Origin of the sequence: Rhodobacter xanthinilyticus (assembly GCF_001856665.1) — a bacterium.
In the GTDB taxonomy this organism is placed as follows: Bacteria; Pseudomonadota; Alphaproteobacteria; order Rhodobacterales; family Rhodobacteraceae; genus Rhodobacter; species Rhodobacter xanthinilyticus.
Map to the genome: position 1 here is coordinate 3,076,780 of NZ_CP017781.1, position 17,837 is coordinate 3,094,616.

General features: G+C 67.1%; 15 protein-coding genes. 5 read left to right on the top strand and 10 right to left on the bottom strand.

The annotated features are described in order from the left end of the window. A complete protein-coding gene (locus LPB142_RS15040; RefSeq protein ID WP_071166852.1) occupies window positions 1–753 on the top strand; it encodes a hydroxypyruvate isomerase family protein in 753 nt (250 codons plus the stop codon). On the opposite strand, the gene LPB142_RS15045 is transcribed toward LPB142_RS15040, so the two are convergent. The 5 genes from LPB142_RS15045 to LPB142_RS15065 all read right to left on the bottom strand — a co-directional run bounded on the left by LPB142_RS15045 (window position 743) and on the right by LPB142_RS15065 (window position 7,051). Next, window positions 743–1,657 (bottom strand): cation diffusion facilitator family transporter, encoded by a 915-nt coding sequence (locus LPB142_RS15045; RefSeq protein WP_071166853.1) that lies wholly within the window; start codon window positions 1,655–1,657, stop codon window positions 743–745. The two genes, LPB142_RS15040 and LPB142_RS15045, sit on opposite strands and share 11 nt — an antisense overlap. A gap of 160 nt (window positions 1,658–1,817) precedes the next feature. Continuing rightward, entirely contained in the window at window positions 1,818–4,679 is a 2,862-nt protein-coding gene (polA, locus tag LPB142_RS15050; RefSeq protein ID WP_071166854.1) for a DNA polymerase I, read from the bottom strand. 115 nt (window positions 4,680–4,794) lie between these two features. Continuing rightward, window positions 4,795–4,980, bottom strand: coding sequence for a zinc-finger domain-containing protein (locus tag LPB142_RS15055; RefSeq protein ID WP_068765544.1), 186 nt, complete (start codon window positions 4,978–4,980; stop codon window positions 4,795–4,797). Window positions 4,981–5,084: 104 nt separating this feature from the next. Further along, the gene (locus LPB142_RS15060; protein ID WP_068765490.1) at window positions 5,085–5,465 is read right to left on the bottom strand and encodes an HIT domain-containing protein; all 381 of its coding nucleotides are present in this window, start codon (window positions 5,463–5,465) and stop codon (window positions 5,085–5,087) included. Window positions 5,466–5,476: 11 nt separating this feature from the next. Beyond that, window positions 5,477–7,051 (bottom strand): DUF5928 domain-containing protein, encoded by a 1,575-nt coding sequence (locus tag LPB142_RS15065; RefSeq protein WP_068765491.1) that lies wholly within the window; start codon window positions 7,049–7,051, stop codon window positions 5,477–5,479. A gap of 148 nt (window positions 7,052–7,199) precedes the next feature. Here LPB142_RS15065 and LPB142_RS15070 point away from each other — a divergent pair, with 148 nt between their 5' ends. Next, the gene (locus tag LPB142_RS15070; protein WP_068765492.1) at window positions 7,200–8,018 is read left to right on the top strand and encodes a sulfotransferase family protein; all 819 of its coding nucleotides are present in this window, start codon (window positions 7,200–7,202) and stop codon (window positions 8,016–8,018) included. A gap of 169 nt (window positions 8,019–8,187) precedes the next feature. Here the strand turns inward: LPB142_RS15070 and panC are convergent, their stop codons facing one another. Together panC and panB are read right to left on the bottom strand one after the other, a co-directional pair. After that, complete coding sequence (gene panC / locus LPB142_RS15075; protein ID WP_071166855.1) at window positions 8,188–9,027, bottom strand: pantoate--beta-alanine ligase; 840 nt, start codon at window positions 9,025–9,027, stop codon at window positions 8,188–8,190. Then, a complete protein-coding gene (gene panB, locus LPB142_RS15080; RefSeq protein WP_068765494.1) occupies window positions 9,024–9,848 on the bottom strand; it encodes a 3-methyl-2-oxobutanoate hydroxymethyltransferase in 825 nt (274 codons plus the stop codon). Before panB ends, panC begins: the two co-directional genes overlap by 4 nt. 176 nt (window positions 9,849–10,024) lie before the next feature. Between panB and LPB142_RS15085 the strand changes: the two genes are divergently transcribed. Continuing rightward, window positions 10,025–10,366 carry a cupin domain-containing protein gene (locus LPB142_RS15085; protein WP_068765545.1) on the top strand — a complete coding sequence of 114 codons (342 nt, stop codon included), beginning with the start codon at window positions 10,025–10,027 and terminating at the stop codon, window positions 10,364–10,366. Window positions 10,367–10,402: 36 nt separating this feature from the next. Here the strand turns inward: LPB142_RS15085 and LPB142_RS15090 are convergent, their stop codons facing one another. The 3 genes from LPB142_RS15090 to LPB142_RS15100 form a co-directional block, all read right to left on the bottom strand. Beyond that, window positions 10,403–11,323, bottom strand: a complete 921-nt coding sequence (locus tag LPB142_RS15090; RefSeq protein WP_330390684.1) for a L,D-transpeptidase — start codon at window positions 11,321–11,323, stop codon at window positions 10,403–10,405. 149 nt (window positions 11,324–11,472) lie between these two features. After that, on the bottom strand, window positions 11,473–13,638 hold the full coding sequence (locus tag LPB142_RS15095) for an esterase-like activity of phytase family protein (RefSeq protein ID WP_071166856.1): 2,166 nt from the start codon (window positions 13,636–13,638) through the stop codon (window positions 11,473–11,475). 114 nt (window positions 13,639–13,752) lie between these two features. Continuing rightward, window positions 13,753–14,958: a M24 family metallopeptidase gene (locus LPB142_RS15100; protein ID WP_071166857.1), complete on the bottom strand. Its 1,206-nt coding sequence runs from the start codon at window positions 14,956–14,958 to the stop codon at window positions 13,753–13,755. Between the two features lie 205 nt (window positions 14,959–15,163). On the opposite strand from LPB142_RS15100, the gene LPB142_RS15105 reads away from it, so the two are divergent. Both LPB142_RS15105 and LPB142_RS15110 read left to right on the top strand, forming a co-directional pair. Further along, entirely contained in the window at window positions 15,164–16,153 is a 990-nt protein-coding gene (locus tag LPB142_RS15105) for a P1 family peptidase (protein WP_071167275.1), read from the top strand. A 110-nt stretch (window positions 16,154–16,263) separates the two neighbouring features. After that, complete coding sequence (locus LPB142_RS15110; RefSeq protein ID WP_071166858.1) at window positions 16,264–17,742, top strand: NAD-dependent succinate-semialdehyde dehydrogenase; 1,479 nt, start codon at window positions 16,264–16,266, stop codon at window positions 17,740–17,742. Window positions 17,743–17,837: the final 95 nt, after the last annotated feature.

The following is a 17,837-nucleotide window of genomic DNA, read 5'->3' on the forward strand; positions in this document are numbered from 1 at the left end:
GTGCCGAAATTCTGCGCCAACCTGACCATGTTGTTCACCGAGCGCCCGATGATGGAGCGCTTCGCCGCCGCCAAGGCCGCGGGCTTCGATGCGGTCGAGATCCTCTTTCCCTATGACAATTCCGCGCAGGAGCTGCGCTATCAGCTGGTGATGAACGACCTCACCTTCGCGCTGATGAACGTGCCGCCGCCCAATTACGCGGGCGGCGAGCGCGGCTTTGCCGCGGTGCCCGGCCTCGAGGCGCGGTTTCGCCGCGATTTCGACCGCGCGCTGCGCTTTGCCGAGGTGCTCAAGCCGCGCCATATCCATATCATGGCGGGCAAGGCCGAGGGCGCGGTGGCGCGCCAGACCTATATCGAGAACCTGAAATGGGCCGCGGCGCGGGCGCCGAACTGGAGCCTGACGATCGAGCCGATCAACCGCCATGACATGCCGGGCTATTTCCTCGACAGTTTCGATCTGGCGATCGAGGTGCTCGATGCGGTGGGGGCGGCGAACCTGAACCTGCAATTCGACGCCTATCACGCACAGATGCTGACCGAGGATGCCGCGGGGGCCTGGGCGAAATACGGCGCGCGGGCGGTGCATGTGCAGGTCGCGGGCTACCCGGGGCGCCATGAGCCGGTGAAAGGCGCGATCGATTATCCGGCGTTTTTCAAGGCCTTGGACAAGGGCGGCTACAAGGGCTACGTCAGCGGCGAATACAACCCCGCCGCGCGCACCGAAGACGGGCTCGGCTGGCTCACCGCCTGAGACAGGCGCCCTCCGGGTCGGCGCAGCCCCCCGCGCGGGTCTCGGGCTCGATCACCGCATGGGCGAGCCCGAACTCCGCCGCGAGCATCGCCTTCGCCTGCGCGATCAGCGGCGCGAAATCGGCCCCCTCGGCGAGCACCAGATGCACCTCGAGCGCGGCGCGCCCCTCCTCGATCTCGAAGAGATGGAGGTGATGGACCTCCTCGACCCCCGCAAGCCCCCCGAGCCGCGCGGCGACCTCGGCCTCGTCGAGATGACGCGGCGCGCCGAGCATCAGGATCCGCAGGACCGGCCCGAGATCAGCCACCACATGCCACAGGATGAAGGCCGAGATGCCGATCGTCAGGATCGGATCGACGAGCCGCCAATCCCAGAGCAAGATCACCACCCCGCCCAGGATCACCGCGACCGAGGCCCCGGCATCGGCGAGGTTGTGCAGGAAGGCCGCGCGGATGTTCAGGCTCTCGCGCGAGAGCCGGAAGGTGAGCGCGGCGGTGCCCAGATCGATGACGAGCGCGAGCCCCGCGAGCCAGACCACCACCCAGCCCTCGACCTCGGGCGGGTTGGCCATCCGCCCCAAGGCCTCGGCCAGAAGCCAAAGAGCGACAAGGATCAGCGCAACATAATTGACCAAGGCCGCCACCACCTCGGCCCGGCCATAGCCGAAGCTCATCGCCGCATCGGGCGCCCGCCGCGCGATCCGCCGCGCGCCAAAGGCCAGCACCAAGGCCGCCGCATCGGAGAAATTATGCACCCCGTCGGCGATCAGCGCGACCGAGCCCGCGAGATAGCCGCCGATCACCTGCGCGACGGTCAAAAGCACGTTGATCGCCACCGCGAAGGCCACCTGCCGGTCGCCATGATCGGCGTGCGGGTGGTGGTGGCCGTGGTGATCATGCGCCATGTCGAGATCCTTTCGCGCGCGTTCTGGGGGCGCTGCCCCCGGCCTGCGGCCTCCCCCGGGATATTTGTGCATCATTGAAACGGAAAGAGGCCCGCTCTTCAACGATGCGGAAATATCCCCGCCGGAGGCAGCCGCACTCTCCGCCTGCGGGGCGGCGGGGTCAATGCGCCTCGGCCCAGCTCGCCCCCTCGCCGCCATCGACGACAAGCGGCACGGAGAGGCGGACCGCCGGGTCGGCGGCGCCTTCCATCACGCGGCGGGCGGTCTCGATCAGCGCGCCGGTGGCACCCGCCTCGACCTCGAAGATCAGTTCGTCATGGACCTGCAGGAGCATCTTGGCGGGCAGGCCCGCGATCGCCTCGGGCATGCGCACCATCGCGCGGCGGATCACATCTGCCGCCGCGCCCTGGATCGGCGCGTTGATCGCGGCGCGTTTGGCAAAGCCTGCGCCGGGGCCTTTGGCGTTGATCTCGGGGGTGTGGATGCGCCGGCCGAACAGGGTCTCGACGTAACCGTGTTCTTTCGCGAAGGCGATGGTGTCGTCCATGTAGCGCCGGATGCCGGGGAAGCGCTCGAAATAGCGGTCGATGAAGCCCTGCGCCTCGGCGCGCGGGATACGCAGGTTGCGCGCGAGCCCGAAGCCCGAGATCCCGTAGATCACCCCGAAATTGATCGCCTTGGCCTGGCGGCGGACACCCGGGTCCATCCCCTCGACCGGCACGCCGAACATCTCCGAGGCGGTCATCGCGTGGATGTCGACGCCCTGGCGGAAGGCCTCTTTCATCTCCGGCAGATCGGCGACATGGGCGAGGATGCGCAACTCGATCTGGCTGTAATCGAGCGAGACGATCCGCATCCCCGGCCCCGCGACAAAGGCCTCGCGGATGCGGCGGCCCTCCTCGGAGCGCACCGGGATGTTTTGCAGGTTCGGGTCGGTCGAGGCGAGGCGCCCGGTGTTCGCCCCGGCGATCGAATAGGAGGTGTGCACCCGCCCGGTCTCGGGGTTGAGATGGCCCTGCAGCGCGTCGGTATAGGTCGATTTCAGCTTCGAGATCGCGCGCCAGTCGAGCACCGCCGAGGCGAGCCGCGCCGCCACCGGCTGGCCCTCCATCGTGGTGATATCCTCGAGCACATCGGCGCCGGTGCCATAGGCGCCGGTCTTGCCCTTCTGCCCGCCGGGCACGCCCATCTGGTCGAACAGGATCTCGCCGAGCTGCTTGGGCGAGCCCACGTTGAAGGGCTGGCCCGCGATCTCGGCGATCTCGGCCTCGAGCCCGGCCATCTTCTGCGCGAAAGCGTTCGACATCCGCGCGAGCACCGAGGTATCGACGCGCACCCCCGCCATCTCCATCTCGGCGAGCACCGGCACGAGCGGCCGCTCCTCGGTCTCATAGATCGTCGTGGCGCGCGCGGGTGCGAGCATCGGGCGGAACCGGCGCCACAGCCGCAGCGTGATATCGGCATCCTCCGCGGCATAGGCGACGGCCTTATCCACCGGCACGCGGTCGAAGGTGATCTGGCTCTTGCCCGAGCCGATCAGCTCCTTGATCGGGATCGGCCGGTGGTCGAGATAGCGCTCGGAGAGCTCGTCCATCCCGTGCCCATGCAGCCCCGAGAACATCGCATAGCTCATCAGCATCGTATCATCGAAGGGCGCGACGCGGATGCCGTGGCGGGCGAGGATCTTCAGATCATATTTCATGTTCTGGCCGATCTTGAGGACACTGTCGTCCTCGAGCACGGGCTTGAGAAGCGCGAGCGCCTCCTCCATCGGCATCTGCCCGGGCGCGAGCTCGGCCGAGCCGAAGAGATCGTCGCCCCCCGCGCGATGGCCCAGCGGGATATAGGCCGCGCGGCCGGGCGCGAGCGCAAGCGACACCCCCACCAGCTCGGCGCGCATCTCATCGAGCGAGGTGGTCTCGGTATCGACGGCGAGCACGCCCTCCGCCCGCGCCGCCTCGAGCCAGCGGGCGAGCTCCTCGCGCGTCGAAATCGCGGTATAGGCGGCGGTGTCGAACGGCGCCTCGGGCGCAGCGACCGGCGCGGCGGGCGCGGCCGGGGCCGCCCCCCGCGCCCAGCGCTCGGCGGCATCGGCCCCGCCGCCCGGCGCGATCGCGGGCAAGGTCGGCGCCGCCACGCCGAATTTATCCGCCACCCGCTTCGTCAGCGTGCGGAACTCCATCTCATTGAGGAAGTTCATCAGCACCTCGGGCTCCGGGTCGCGGATCTCGAGACTGTCGAGCGCCACCGGCAGCGGCGCGTGATCCTCGAGCGTGACGAGCCGTTTCGAGACCCGGATCTGCTCGGCGAAGTCGATCAGGGTCTGGCGGCGCTTGGGCTGCTTGATCTCCTCGGCGCGCGCAAGCAGGGTCTCGAGATCGCCGTATTCGTTGATCAAAAGCGCCGCGGTCTTCAGCCCGATCCCCGGCGCGCCGGGCACGTTATCGACCGAATCACCCGCCAGCGCCTGCACATCGATCACCCGCTCGGGCCCGACGCCGAATTTCTCGACCACCTCATCGGGGCCGATCACCTTGTTCTTCATCGCGTCGAGCATCTCGACGCCGCCGCCGACGAGCTGCATCAGATCCTTGTCCGACGAGATGATCGTGACCCGCCCGCCGGCCTCGCGGGCCTCGCGCGCGAGCGTGGCGATGATGTCATCGGCCTCGAACCCCTCGGTCTCGAGACAGGGCAGGTTGAAGGCGCGCGTGGCCTCGCGGGTCAGCGGGAACTGCGGGCGCAGATCCTCGGGCGCAGGCGGGCGGTTGGCCTTGTAGGCGGGGTAGATCTCGTTGCGGAAGGTCTTGGAACTATGGTCGAAAATCACCGCCGCATGGGTCGGCGCATCGGGGCCGGACGCGTCCTCGATATATTTGAAGAGCATGTTGGCAAAGCCCGCGACCGCGCCCACCGGCAGGCCATCGGATTTGCGCGTCAGCGGCGGCAGCGCGTGATAGGCGCGGAAGATGAAGGCCGAACCGTCGATCAGATGCAGGTGACAGCCTTTGCCAAACGCCATGGGACCCTCCGTTGCCGTGACGGTTCGTTGTGCCACAGCCGCGCGGGCGCGAAAACCCGAAAGGGCAATGAAAAAGGCGGCCCGAAGGCCGCCCCGCGCGCGCGATCAGCGCCGCTCAGTGGTCATCATGCGCGTGATCGCGGTCGATGACGAATTTCTTGTCGCAATAGGGGCATTCGACCTCGCCGCTGTCATGCGGGATGGTCAGATAGACGCGCGGATGGCCGAGCGCGCCTTCGCCGCCGTCGCAGGCGACTTTCCAGGTGGTCACGACTTGGGTCTCGGGGGCGGCAAGGCTCATGGGCTGGCTCCGGCTGGCGATGCGGCGCGGCTGCGCCATTTGGCCGCGCATATTAGCGATTGGGGCGCACGGGGCAAGAGCCCCCGCGCGCCCCGGCAAGGGGCTCAACCGCGGCCGAGCATCCGGCCGAGGTTGCGCCCGGCGAGGATATGGAGGTGGAAATGCGGCACTTCCTGCACGCCGTTCTCGCCCGAATTGGTGATCGCGCGGAACCCCGCGCCGCCATGGCCGGGCTCGATGCCGAGCACTTTGCAGACCTGCCCCGCGGTGCGGTAGAAATCGACGATCTCGGCCTCGGGGGCTTCGTTGATGAAGTGATCGAAGGTCACATAAGGCCCCTTCGGGATCACCAGCACATGATCGGGCGCTTGCGGCGCGATATCGCGGAAAGCGAGCGTGTGATCGGTCTCGAGAACCGTGTTGTTCGGGATCTCGCCGCGCAGGATGCGCGCGAAAATATTGCTCGGATCATAGACATAGGCCACGGCAGGTCTCCTCAATCGACGAACAGATAATCGGTCGCCATGATCTCGCGCGCAAGCCCCTCGTCGATGCCGAGAAACCGCGCGAGCGCCGCGCCATTGGCCTCGACCGAGGCACTCTGGCGGATACGCTCGAATTTCGGGAATTCCGCGTCGCGGATCCGGTCGCTCTCGAACTTCAGATCATAGCGGATCGTCGGCAAGAGCTGGTCGATCACCTCGCGCGGGGTCTCGGCGCCGGCGAGGCCGACCCGCTGGGCATGGCCGATCAGATAATCATCGGTGAAGTCACATTCGATCTCGAGGATCCGCGCCTCGGCCTTGTCGCCGGTGAAATCCTGCATCAAGTCGAAAGCCGCCGGATCGAGACAGAGGATCAGCCGCTCGTCCTTGAAATGGTCGTAGAGCATCCGCAGGAGCGCGCGGCGATGGCGGTTGCGCTTCTCGACGGTGCGCTCGATGCCGCCCAGATCGGGCAAGCCGCCCTCCTCGTTGAAGAGATATTCGACCGCCGGCAGATCGGTGCGCGCGCGGATCTGGTCGACGAGACGTTTGGCGACATGCCATTTCTTGCAGACAAGGATGAAGAGCTGCCGGCCGCGGCCGAGGCTCGATTCGGTCTCCCAAAAGCGCGGCGCGAACCGCCGCCCGATGCGCCCGCGCCCGGAGAGGAAGGTGAACAGCGCCCGCCCCTCGTTCGAGCGCGGAAAGGCCACGCCCCGCTCGCCCCACAAGAGCCCGAGCCGCGCCTTCAGCTCCGCCGCATCCGGGCTGATCTTGCGCGCGAAGAGGAAATCCTGCGCGAGCAGCAGGTCGTAATGGTCGTTGTAGAAGGTCACCGGCATCCCGTAATCGGTGAACATCAGGAAGGTCAGCGTGCGGGTGCGGATCTCGCGCTCGGGCACGACATGGCGCACGATGGTCTGGAAAAACGTCTCGTCGGGGATCCAGGTGGTGCGGAAGAACCGCATCACATCGGGCCGCTCGCGGCAGAAATCGAGCACCCATTCGACCGTGCGCCGGCGCAGGCACCACCATTGCGAGCCGATCATCATCTGGATGTCCTCAGGCACCCGACGCGCGAGCCCCAGGGCGCGCTGCAGCTCCATGCTCTTGTAAAACAACCATTTCCGCCCGCGTTCGTTGAACCAGTGGCGGTAGATCAGCCGCTCCTCCTTGATCCCGGTCTTGATCCAGTCGGAGGCGAAGAAATCGAAGCTCTCGATATAGTCGACATCCTCGCGCTCGAGGAACTCATGGGCGTATTCGGCGGTCTTGATCTGCATGCAATCGCCCGAGAGCATGTAGAAATGCGTCGCATCCGGGAAGGCCTCGACCGCGGCCTTGACCGCCTCGAGCGTCGCGCCGACGAGGCTCCACTCCCCCCAGCCGCATTTCAGCCGCTTCCGGGCAAAGGCCACCGAGGGGTTCGAGTCGAGCGCATCGCGGATGCGCGCGTAATCGGCCGCCTTCGCCCGCGCATCGAAATGAATCGCGACATAATCGCCCGTTGCCGTCAGCCGCTCCGCCTGTTTGATGATCCCGTCAGGGTCCTTGTGGGTCAGCAAGATGAAGGCGATTTTTGCCATATCGGAAACAAGCCGGGGTCTGGTTCAGTCATTATCTGCCTTGATAGCGTCAAAGGACGTTGAAATGACAGAGGTTCTTTGATTTTTAGGATGTAATTATTACGCTGCGGTTTCGATCCGGGGGCGCGGCGATAACGGAGGCTGATAAATGGGTTTTCCCGGCACGTGGATGACCGAGAGCGAGAGCATGGTCTATCGGGTCGTCCCGAAATGCGCCTGCTCCTCGATCGGGCAGATCATGTTCTATTCCGATCACGGTCGTTTCTTTGATGGCGACATTCACGACTCGACCGCGGGGCTGCACAAATGGTCCCAGGCCGAGAGCCAGAAACCGATCGAGCAGAATGTGAAGGGCCACAAGAGCTACGCCTTCACCTGCGTGCGCAACCCCTACGGCCGGATCCTGAGCTCGTTCTTCGACAAGATCGCCGGCATCCAGCGCAACGGCAAACGCTACCGCGGCAACCTCGTGCCGCAGCTCGTGCAGAAATACGGCATCGAGGTCGGCAGCCCCGAGGACGGGTTCGACTTCGACCAGATCAAATCCTTCCGCCGCTTCCTGCTCTTCGCGCGCGACACCATCCGCTGGCGCCGCCCGATGGAGCCCGATATCCACTGGTCCGCAATGTCGGGCCATATCTCGACCTTCATCGTCAACGGCGGGCGCTACGACAACATCTTCTTCACCGAGAAGTTCAACGACGGCATGCAATCGGTCCTCGATCATGTGAAGACCCCGGTGCCGGTCGATATCAAGGCGATCCCGAAGTTCAACGAATCCGAGGGCCATGGCCCGAAGCGCATCCACAAGATCTCGGAGTATTTCGACGATCTCTCGCGCCATCTTGTGTGGGAAATCTACAAGAAGGATTTCCAGCTCTTCAAATACGACTTCGACGACCCGGACAACAAGATGCCGACCGGCGAAGTCGATCTCGACGAAGTCCACGCCAAACTCGGGAACTGAGGCGCCTTTTGCACCCGCGCAGGGGGGCCTTCCGCCCCCCTCTGCCTCCGGCATTCACCCCCCGAGGATATTTCCGCATCGTTGAAATCAGGCTTTGCGCTTCAATGATGTCCAAATATCCCGGGGGTGAGCCCGGAACGGGCGAGGGGGCAGCGCCCCCAGCCCCGGCTCACACCGCGATATTGTCGATCAGGCGCACATCGCCGAGCCAGGCCGCGACCAGCATCCGCGCGGGCTCGGCAAGATCTGCCGCCGGGCGCAGCCCCTCTGCGGTGCGCAGATCAAGATATTCGACCTCCCGGAAGCCAGCCTCGAGGATCTCGGCCTGAGCATCGAGAAGCGCGCCCTGCACGCTCACGCCCGCGCGCATCCGCGCCGCCGCCGCCTGCATGATCGCATGAAGCGCCGGCGCCTGCGCGCGCTCCGCCTCGGTCAGGCGCACGTTGCGCGACGACATCGCCAGCCCGTCGGCCTCGCGGATCGTCGGGCAGCCGATGATCCGCACAGGGATGTTGAGATCCGCCACCAGCCGGCGCACCACCTGCAGCTGTTGCCAATCCTTCTCGCCGAAGAACGCCCGCCCCGCCTGGGTCATGCCGAAGAGCTTGGCCACCACCGTCGCCACCCCGTCGAAATGGCCCGGCCGGAACGCGCCCTCCAGCGGTTCGGAAACCCCCGCGACCGAGATCTTGGTCGAGAAGCCGTCGGGGTAGACCTCATCCACCCCCGGCGCGAAGAGCACATCCACCCCCTCGGCCTCGAGCATCGCGAGATCGTGGGCCTCGTCGCGCGGATATTTCTCGAGATCGGAGGCGTTGTTGAACTGCATCGGGTTGACGAAGATCGTCACGATCACCCGGTCCGACTGTTTGCGCGCCTCGCGCACGAGGCTCATATGCCCGTCATGCAGCGCCCCCATCGTCGGCACCACCCCGACCAGCATCCCCGAGCGCTTCCACGCCGCAACCTTGTCGCGCAGCTCCGCCGAGGAGCGGATCACCTGCGTCATTTCTTCACCTCGTCGGCAAACACATGTTCGGGCGCCGGGAAGCTGCGCGCGCGCACCTCGGCCGCATAGGCCGCGATCGCCGCCGCCCCCGCCTCGCCCAAGTTGCCGAACCGCTTGACGAATTTCGGCTTGAACGCGGTGAAGAGGCCGAGCATGTCATCGACCACCAGCACCTGCCCGTCGCAGCCCGCCGAGGCGCCGATGCCCACCGTGGGGATCGCGATCTCCGCGGTGATCCGGTCGGCCAAACTCGCCGGCACCTTCTCGAGCACCACCGCAAAGGCCCCAGCCTTCGCCACCGCCTGCGCATCGCGCACCAGCCGCGCGCCATCGTCGCCGCGCCCCTGCACCTTGTAGCCGCCAAACACGTTGACCGATTGCGGCGTCAGCCCGATATGCGCCATCACCGGGATCCCGCGCGCCACCAAAAACGCGATCGTCTCGGCCATGTGCTGCCCGCCCTCGAGCTTCACCGCCCCCGCGCCGGTCTCCGCCATCAGCCGCGCCGCGTTGCGAAACGCCTGCGCCGGGCTCTCCTCATAGCTCCCGAACGGCATGTCGATCACCAGACACGCCTGGGCGAGCCCGCGCGCCACCGCCTGCCCGTGCAGGATCATCATCTCCATCGTGACGCCCAGCGTCGAGGGCAGCCCATGCAGCACCATGCCCACCGAATCGCCCACCAGGACGACATCGACCTCGGCGTCCATCATCCGCGCCATGGGGGTGGTGTAAGCGGTCAGGCAGACGATCGGGGCCTGCCCCTTCATCGCCGCAATATCCGACGGCATCTTCTGCCGCGTGGTTCCGGTAGCGCTCATCGCAATCTCCTTCTCCCTTGCCCGTCTCCTAGCCCTCCGCGCGCGGAAATGCAAAGATAACTATGCCGCGCCGCGGCACCCCGAGGGAGAATGCCGCCACGTTTCCCCCTTCAATGATGCCCAAATATCCCGGGGTCCGGGGCGGCGCCCCGGCTCTCACCACCCAAAAGGACGATATGCTTCTCGAAAAACTCGAAATCGGCGCCATCGAGCCCGAAATCACCCGCCCCGAGCCCGAAACCCTGGTCTCGGGCGACCCGCTGCACACCACCTGGAACCTCGAGGACGACGCCGGCCTCTATTGCGGGATCTGGACCTCGACCCCGGGCAAATGGCGCGTCACCATGACCGAATGGGAATATTGCCGCATCCATGAGGGCCGCGCGGTGATCGAGGGCGATGACGGCTCCCGCCTCGAGGTCGGCGCGGGCGATTCCTTCGTGATGCGCTCGGGCTTCACCGGCACCTGGGAGGTGCTGGAGACGATCCGCAAGGATTACGTCATCCTCTACCGATGAAAGCAAAGGCCCGGGCGCCGGCCCGGGCCTCTCGTCTCAATTCGCGCCGATCAACAGCGCCTCGCGCTCTTCAGCACTTTTCGTCGGGTCGTAGGGCACCGGGGTCTTGCCCGCGGCCGTGGCCTCCGCCGCCGCCACCGCGGCCGCATGCGATTGCGCCTCGGCCACCGCCGGGTCGACGATCTGCCCCGCCTCCCAAGCCGCCTGATCAGCCGCAATCGCGGCGGTATCGGTCGCGGGCACGAGATAGCCGGTGTGCAGCTCGACCATCTCGCCCTCGAGCTCGAGGCTCTCGGAGAGCGTGCGCACCTTCACCGGCGTGCCCAGATCCATCTCGTCATAGAGGTCGATGATGTCCTGGTTGAACAGCCGGATGCAGCCCGCCGAGGTCGCCCGCCCGATCGAGCTCGGGTCCATCGTGCCATGGATGCGATACATCGTGTCGCGCCCGCCGCGGTAGAGGTAGAGCGCGCGCGCACCGAGCGGGTTGTCGAGCCCGCCCTTCAGCCCGCCCGCGAGCGGCCCGTAGAGATCGGGGTCGTTGCGCACCATGTTCTTGGTCGGCGTCCAGGAGGGGTATTGCTCCTTGCGGCGCACGGTGGCGCTGCCCTTGAAACCCTTGCCCGCCTTGCCGACCGCCACGCCAAAGCGCATCGCGCGGCCGGGCTCGACGACATGGTAGAGATAGCGCGCATAGGGGTCGACAACGATCGTGCCCGCGCGCTCGGGGCCGTTGTAATCGACCCATTGGCGGCGGTTGTGATCGTTGAGATAGGCCGGGCTCACCGCCGGGATGGTGATATCGCCATCGGGGCGGGCCTGATATTCGGCCGGGATATTGGCGGTGCTCGGCGTCGCGGTGGGCGCGGTCTGCGGCGCGCCACAGGCGGCGAGCGCGACAGCGAGGGCGGACACAAGAAGAGCGGGGCGCAAAACGCGCAAAACGGGTCGGATCACGGGGCAGCATCCTTGGCAACGTCACCGGGCCGAGCAACTGGCCCTTTCACGCATCTGCCCAAGCCCGCGCGCCCGCGTCAAGATGCCCGGGGCCTTGCGGCCCCCGAGCGTGGCAAAAGTGGCGCGGAGCCGGGCCCCGCGCCGCCCCCTCACTCGACCTTGCCGATCGAGAAGAAGAAGGTCTCGCCCGAGCTGTCGTCGAGCCCGTCATTGTCGGTCACGACAAAGCCCTCGCCCGCGGCGTCGATGGTGAAGCCCTCGACCTTGTCGACGATATAGCCGCCATAACCCGCCAGATCGGGGATCAGGTCGCGCACCTCTTCCTTGGTCACCACCGGCAGATCGCCGCCCAGCGCCGCCGGCACCATCTCGGAGAGCTTCACGCGGAAGATCTTCTTGACCTTGGCGAGGTCGCCCAGCTGGTTGTCGCGCTCGACGATATAGGCGTAATCGCCGCGGATGGTGATCTCGGAAAGCCCCATCCAGCCCGCGCCCTTCGGCTCGAGCGGGTAGTGCACCGCGCCCCAGTCCTTGGTCTCGGTGTTGTAGGCCACCAGCTTGACCATGCCCTTCGGGTCATCGGCCCATTCGCGCTGCACCGCCATCCAGAGCGTCTCGCCGAGCTTGGCGATCCCCTCGAAGCCAAACCGCGTCTCGGCGGCGGCGAGCTCGGCGGGCAGGCCGATCTGTTCCTTGATCTTGCCCTTGGCATCGACATGCACGATCCCGTGCGGGATCATCTTGTCCGACCGCCCCTCGGAGGCGAGCCAGAACCCGCCCTCGCCATCGGGGGTGATCCCCTCGAGATCCATCAGCTGCGCCGCCTCGCCGCCGCGCGTGACCACGGTCGCGCCGGTGATCTTCGCGGGCTTTTGCGTGGCATTGAGGGTGAAGATCGTCGGCGCCGCGCCATAAACGCTGTCGGAGACCGCATAGAGCTTGCCCGGCTCCGCCGGATCCGCCGCAAGGCCCGAAAGCGCGCCCCAGCCGATCAGCTCGGCGCTGCCCGCCGAGGTGATCGTCGGATAGGAGGCCGCGGCCTCGGCGCGCGCAAAGATCATCACATGCGCCCGCGCGCCGCCATCTTCGCCAAGGTCGGTCTCATTGGCCGAAACCAAGAGCCCGCGCGCCGGGATCGCGGCATAGCCCTCCGGGCCGACCCCCGAGGGCAGGAGCTGCAGGAGCTTCGGCGCGGTGAGATCGCTCACGTCATAGACGCCCACGATCGAGCCGCGCTCGGAGCCGATGAACACCAGCGGCTGGCCGTCGAACGCGCCCACCTCGACCGATTCGGGCTCGACGCCCTTCTTGGCGGCGCGGCCCTCGGGGAAATGCCCGATCTGGGCCAGCGCGCGCTCGAAGGTGTTGCCGCTGTCATAGACGACGGTGCCGTCCTTCTTGAAGATCGTCCAGCCGCGCGAGCCGCCCTTCCAGTCGCCCTCGTTGGCGGTGGCGAAATGATCCTCGTCGATCCATTTCACCGCATCGGGCTCGCGCGGGATATCGCTGAGCGCGCCGGTGAAATCGAGCTTGCCGTCCTTCTTGGTGTCGACCCCCTCGAGGCTGACCGTGCCCGCGCTGAAATGGCCCGCGACCTTGCCATCGGCGCCGATCACCACGATCTCGTTGTTCTCCTGCAGCGTCACGACGATCTCGCCGAGCGCGTTGATGTCAACGAATTCGGGCTCCGGGTCGTCGCCCGCAACGCCCGCAAGGCCGGTGAGCTCGATCCGCTCAGCCGCGCCACAATCCGCCACACCCGCCTTGAGCGGCAGCTTGACCAGATAGCCCGCCGGCATCTGCGGCAGATCGCCATCGTTCAGATCCTCGTCGCGCTCATTCTCGATCGCCACCGCGAGGAAGCTGCCATCCTTGGCGCGCGCCACCGAATCGGGCTGGCCGCCGAGATCGCAGGAGCCGACCTCCGCGCCCTTGCCCAGATCGACCATCGCCAGCCGCCCCGAGGGCGCGACATAGCTTTCCGAGGTGTTCACCGCGACAAAGGCCATGTCGCCCACCACCGCAACCGAGGTCGGCTCGCCCTTCATGTCGATCGCGCCAAGCGGCTTCGGCGCCGCAGGCTCGGCAATATCGACCATGCCGATCACGCCAAGCAGGCTGTCGGTGTAAACCAGCCGCATCCCGTCCTCGCTCGCGGCGATGATCTCGGCGGAGGTGGCGCGGGCGGTGTCTTCGCCCGCCGCCATGTTCAGGGGCGTCGCGAAAGCCGCCACCCGGTTGAAGCTCATCTCGGCCGCAGCGGGCAGAGCCGTGGTCAGGGCAAGCACAGCCCCGAGCGAAAGTCGCATCATCATCGGTGTCTCCGTCATTTGCTGAGCGGAGCCATGCCCGGGCGCGGTAACATCTCCGCGACCAAGCCATGACGATTGCGTAACGACGAGCGTCGAGGGGGCAGCGCCCCCTGCCCCTCACCCCACCACGTTGAACGCCGGCCCGTAGGGATAGCCGGTGATATTCTCCGCGCCGTCCTCGCCGATCACGAGAATATCGTGCTCGCGGTAGCCGCCGGCGCCGGGGCGCCCCTCGGGGATCGTCACCATCGGCTCCATCGACACCACCATCCCCGGCGCCAGAACCGTCTCGATATCCTCGCGCAGCTCGAGCCCCGCCTCGCGGCCATAGTAATGCGAGAGCACCCCGAAGCTGTGGCCGTAGCCGAAGCTGCGGTATTGCAGCAGGTTCTTCTCCTCGAAGAAGGCGTTGAGCGTCGCCGTCACCTCGGCGCAGCTCGCCCCGGGTTTCAAAAGCCCGAGCCCGAGCTCATGGGCCGCGACATTGGCCTCCCAGATCGTCAGGCTGGCCGCATCGACCTCGCCCACGAACATCGTGCGCTCGAGCGCGGTGTAATAGCCCGAGATCATCGGGAAGCAGTTGAGCGAGAGGATATCGCCGCGCCGCAGCCGCCGCCCGGTGACCGGGTTATGCGCGCCATCGGTGTTCAGCCCGGATTGGAACCAGACCCAGGTGTCGCGATATTCCGCATCGGGGAAGCGCTCGGCGATCGCCGCCTCCATCGCGTCGCGCCCGGCCATCGCCACGTCGATCTCGCGCAGCCCCTCGCGGATCGTCTCGCGGATCGCGTAGCCGCCGATATCGGCCACCGCCGCGCCCTGTTTGATCAGCGCGATCTCGGCGGCGGATTTCACCATCCGCTGGCGCATGCTGGCGGGCGCGATATCGACCCGGGCGGCGGGTTTGAGGAAGGTATCGAGCTTGGCCGAGGCCTCGAGGGTGAGGTGATCGGCCTCGATCCCGAGCCGGCGCCCCTCGCCGATCAGATGGCGGATCGCGCGCCAGTAATTATCCCGCGTCCAGTCGGTATAGGTCAGGCTCGCGCCATGGCTGCGCCGCCAGGGCTGGCCCGCGTCGATCCCCGCCGAAACGGTGGTCGAGGCATCGGCGGTGACGACCAGCGCATAGGGCCGCCCGAAGGAGCAATAGAGAAAGCCCGAGTAATAGGCGATCGTCTGCATCGAGGTCAGCACCGCCGCCTCGACCCCGGCCGCCGCCATCGCCGCGCGCAGCCCCCCGAGCCGCGCCTCATATTCGGCCGCCGCAAAGGGCAGAACCACCTTTTCGCCGTTTTCGCAGATATAGAAATCAGGGCGTTGCATCTTAGTCTCCTGTGGGGCCATGGGACCCCGAAAGATCCCGGCGTTCAGGACGAACGGCGGTTGCCCGCCAACCTCGGAGGTGCCCCTCCTGCGACGACGCCATCGTCGCGGTCGCGCAGATGCTGCCAGAGGCGCGCGCGCCGCGCAAGGGGGTTGACCCGGGCCGCGACCGCGCCGAGGCTTGGGCAAACGCGAGGAGACCCAGATGCGCCCCGGCCCGCTCAACCTGATCACCGATGTCGCGGGGCTGGTCGTCGGCAACGCCCATGACGCGCGGCTGCGCTCGGGCGTCAGCGTGCTGAGCGCGGCGCGCCCCTTCACGGCCGCGGTGCATGTGATGGGCGGCGCGCCCGGCACCCGCGAGACGGATCTGCTCGCCCCCGACAAGCTCGTGCAGGAGGTCGACGCGCTGGTGCTCTCGGGCGGCTCGGCCTTCGGGCTCGACGCGGCCTCGGGGGTGATGGAGGCGCTCGCCGCGGCCGGGCGGGGCTTTGCGGTCGGGCCTGCGCTTGTGCCGATCGTGCCGAGCGCGATCCTCTTCGATCTCTTGAACGGCGGCGAGAAGGGCTGGGCCGAGAACCCCTATCGCGGGCTCGGGCGGGCGGCCTTTGCGGGCGCGGGCACACGATTCGAGATCGGCTCGGCCGGGGCGGGCTATGGCGCGATGACGGGGCGGCTCAAGGGCGGGCTCGGCTCGGCCTCGGCGGTGCTGGGCAACGGGCTGACGGTCGGCGCGCTTGTGGCGGTCAATGCGCTGGGCTCCGCGACGGTGGGCGAGAGCGGGCATTTCTGGGCCGCGCCCTGGGAGATCGACGCGGAATTCGGCGGGCGCGGCCCCGCGCGCGCCTACCCCGCCACCGAGGAACCGCGCCCGATGAAACGCACCGGCGAGGCCACCACCATCGCGATCGTGGCGACCGATGCCGCGCTCAGCCAGGCGCAGGCCCAGCGCCTCGCCATCGCCGCCCATGACGGGATGGCGCGCGCGCTCGTGCCCTCGCATACGCCGCTCGACGGCGATCTCGTCTTTGCCGCCGCGACCGGCGAAAAACCCCTCGCCGAGGCCCTCGACACCTTCGCGCTCGGCCATGCCGCGGCCTGCACGCTGGCCCGCGCCATCGCCCGCGCGGTTTATGCCGCGACGCCACAGCCGGGCGATCTGCAACCCACCTGGTCCCACCTTTTCGGCACCTGACCCCGCCCTTTTGGCAAATCCCCGCGCCCGGCTTGCCACCGCGGCGGATGGACAAGCCCGCGCGCGCATGGTTCCCTCGCGCAAAGCCCATCCTCGCGGGAGACCCCCTCATGCTCGATACCAAGACCGACCTGAAATCGCTTCTCAAGGACCCGACCCTTCTCGAAACCCGCGCCTTCGTGGCGGGCGAATGGGTCGAGGCCGATGACGGCGCGCGCTTTGACGTGCTCAACCCCGCGCGCGGCGACGTGATCTGCTCGGTGCCCGATCTGGGCCGCGCCGAAACCGCCCGCGCCATCGAGGCCGCCCGCGTCGCGATGAAGGACTGGGCCGCGCGCACCGGCAAGGAACGCGCCGGCGTGCTGCGCAAATGGTTCGAGCTGATGATGGCCAACCAGGACGACCTCGGCGCGATCCTGACCGCCGAAATGGGCAAGCCGCTCGCCGAGGCGAAGGGCGAGATCGCCTATGGCGCCTCGTTCATCGAATGGTTCGGCGAAGAGGCCAAGCGCATCTATGGCGAGACGATCCCCGGCCATATGCGCGACAAGCGCATCCAGGTGATCAAACAGCCGATCGGCGTTGTCGGCTCGATCACGCCGTGGAACTTCCCCAATGCGATGATCACCCGCAAATGCGGCCCCGCGCTCGCGGTCGGCTGCGGCTTCGTCGCGCGCCCGGCGGCGGAAACCCCGCTCTCGGCGCTCGCGCTCGCGGTGCTTGGTGAACGCGCGGGCCTGCCCAAGGGGATCCTCTCGGTGATCACCTCGACCAAGGCCTCCGACATCGGCAAGGAATTCTGCGAGAACCCGACGGTGCGCAAGCTGACCTTCACCGGCTCGACCGAGGTCGGCCGCGTGCTGATGCGCCAGGCCGCCGATCAGGTGATGAAATGCTCGATGGAGCTCGGCGGCAACGCGCCCTTCATCGTCTTCGACGACGCCGATCTCGACGCCGCGGTCGAGGGCGCGATGATGTCGAAATTCCGCAACAACGGCCAGACCTGCGTCTGTGCGAACCGTATCTATGTGCAGGCCGGGGTCTATGACGCCTTCGCCGCGAAACTCGCCGCCGCGGTGGCGAAGCTGAACATCGGCGACGGGCTCGAAGCGGGCACCACCACCGGCCCGCTGATCTCCGACAAGGCGGTCGCCAAGGTCGAGGACCATATCGCCGACGTGCTCGCCGGCGGCGGCCAGGTCGTCACCGGCGGCAAACGCCACGCGCTCGGCGGCACCTTCTTCGAGCCGACCGTGCTCACCGGCGTGACGCAGGAGATGAAAGTCTCGACCGAGGAAACCTTCGGCCCGGTCGCGCCGCTCTTCAAGTTCGAGACCGAGGAAGAGGTGATCGAGAAAGCCAACGCCACGATCTTCGGTCTGGCGAGCTATTTCTACGCCCGCGACATCGGCCGCATCACCCGCGTGCAAGAGGGGCTGGAATACGGGATCGTCGGCGTCAACACCGGCATCATCTCGACCGAGGTCGCGCCCTTCGGCGGCGTCAAGCAATCCGGCCTCGGCCGCGAAGGCTCGCATCACGGCACCGAGGATTACCTCGAGATGAAATATATCTGCCTCTCGATCTGACGCCAAACCGAGACAGGTTCAGGAAAATTTCGGCGCGAGGCCTTCGGGCCCCGCGCCAATATGACGCAGATCAAGGCATGAAGGTCGCCGCTGTG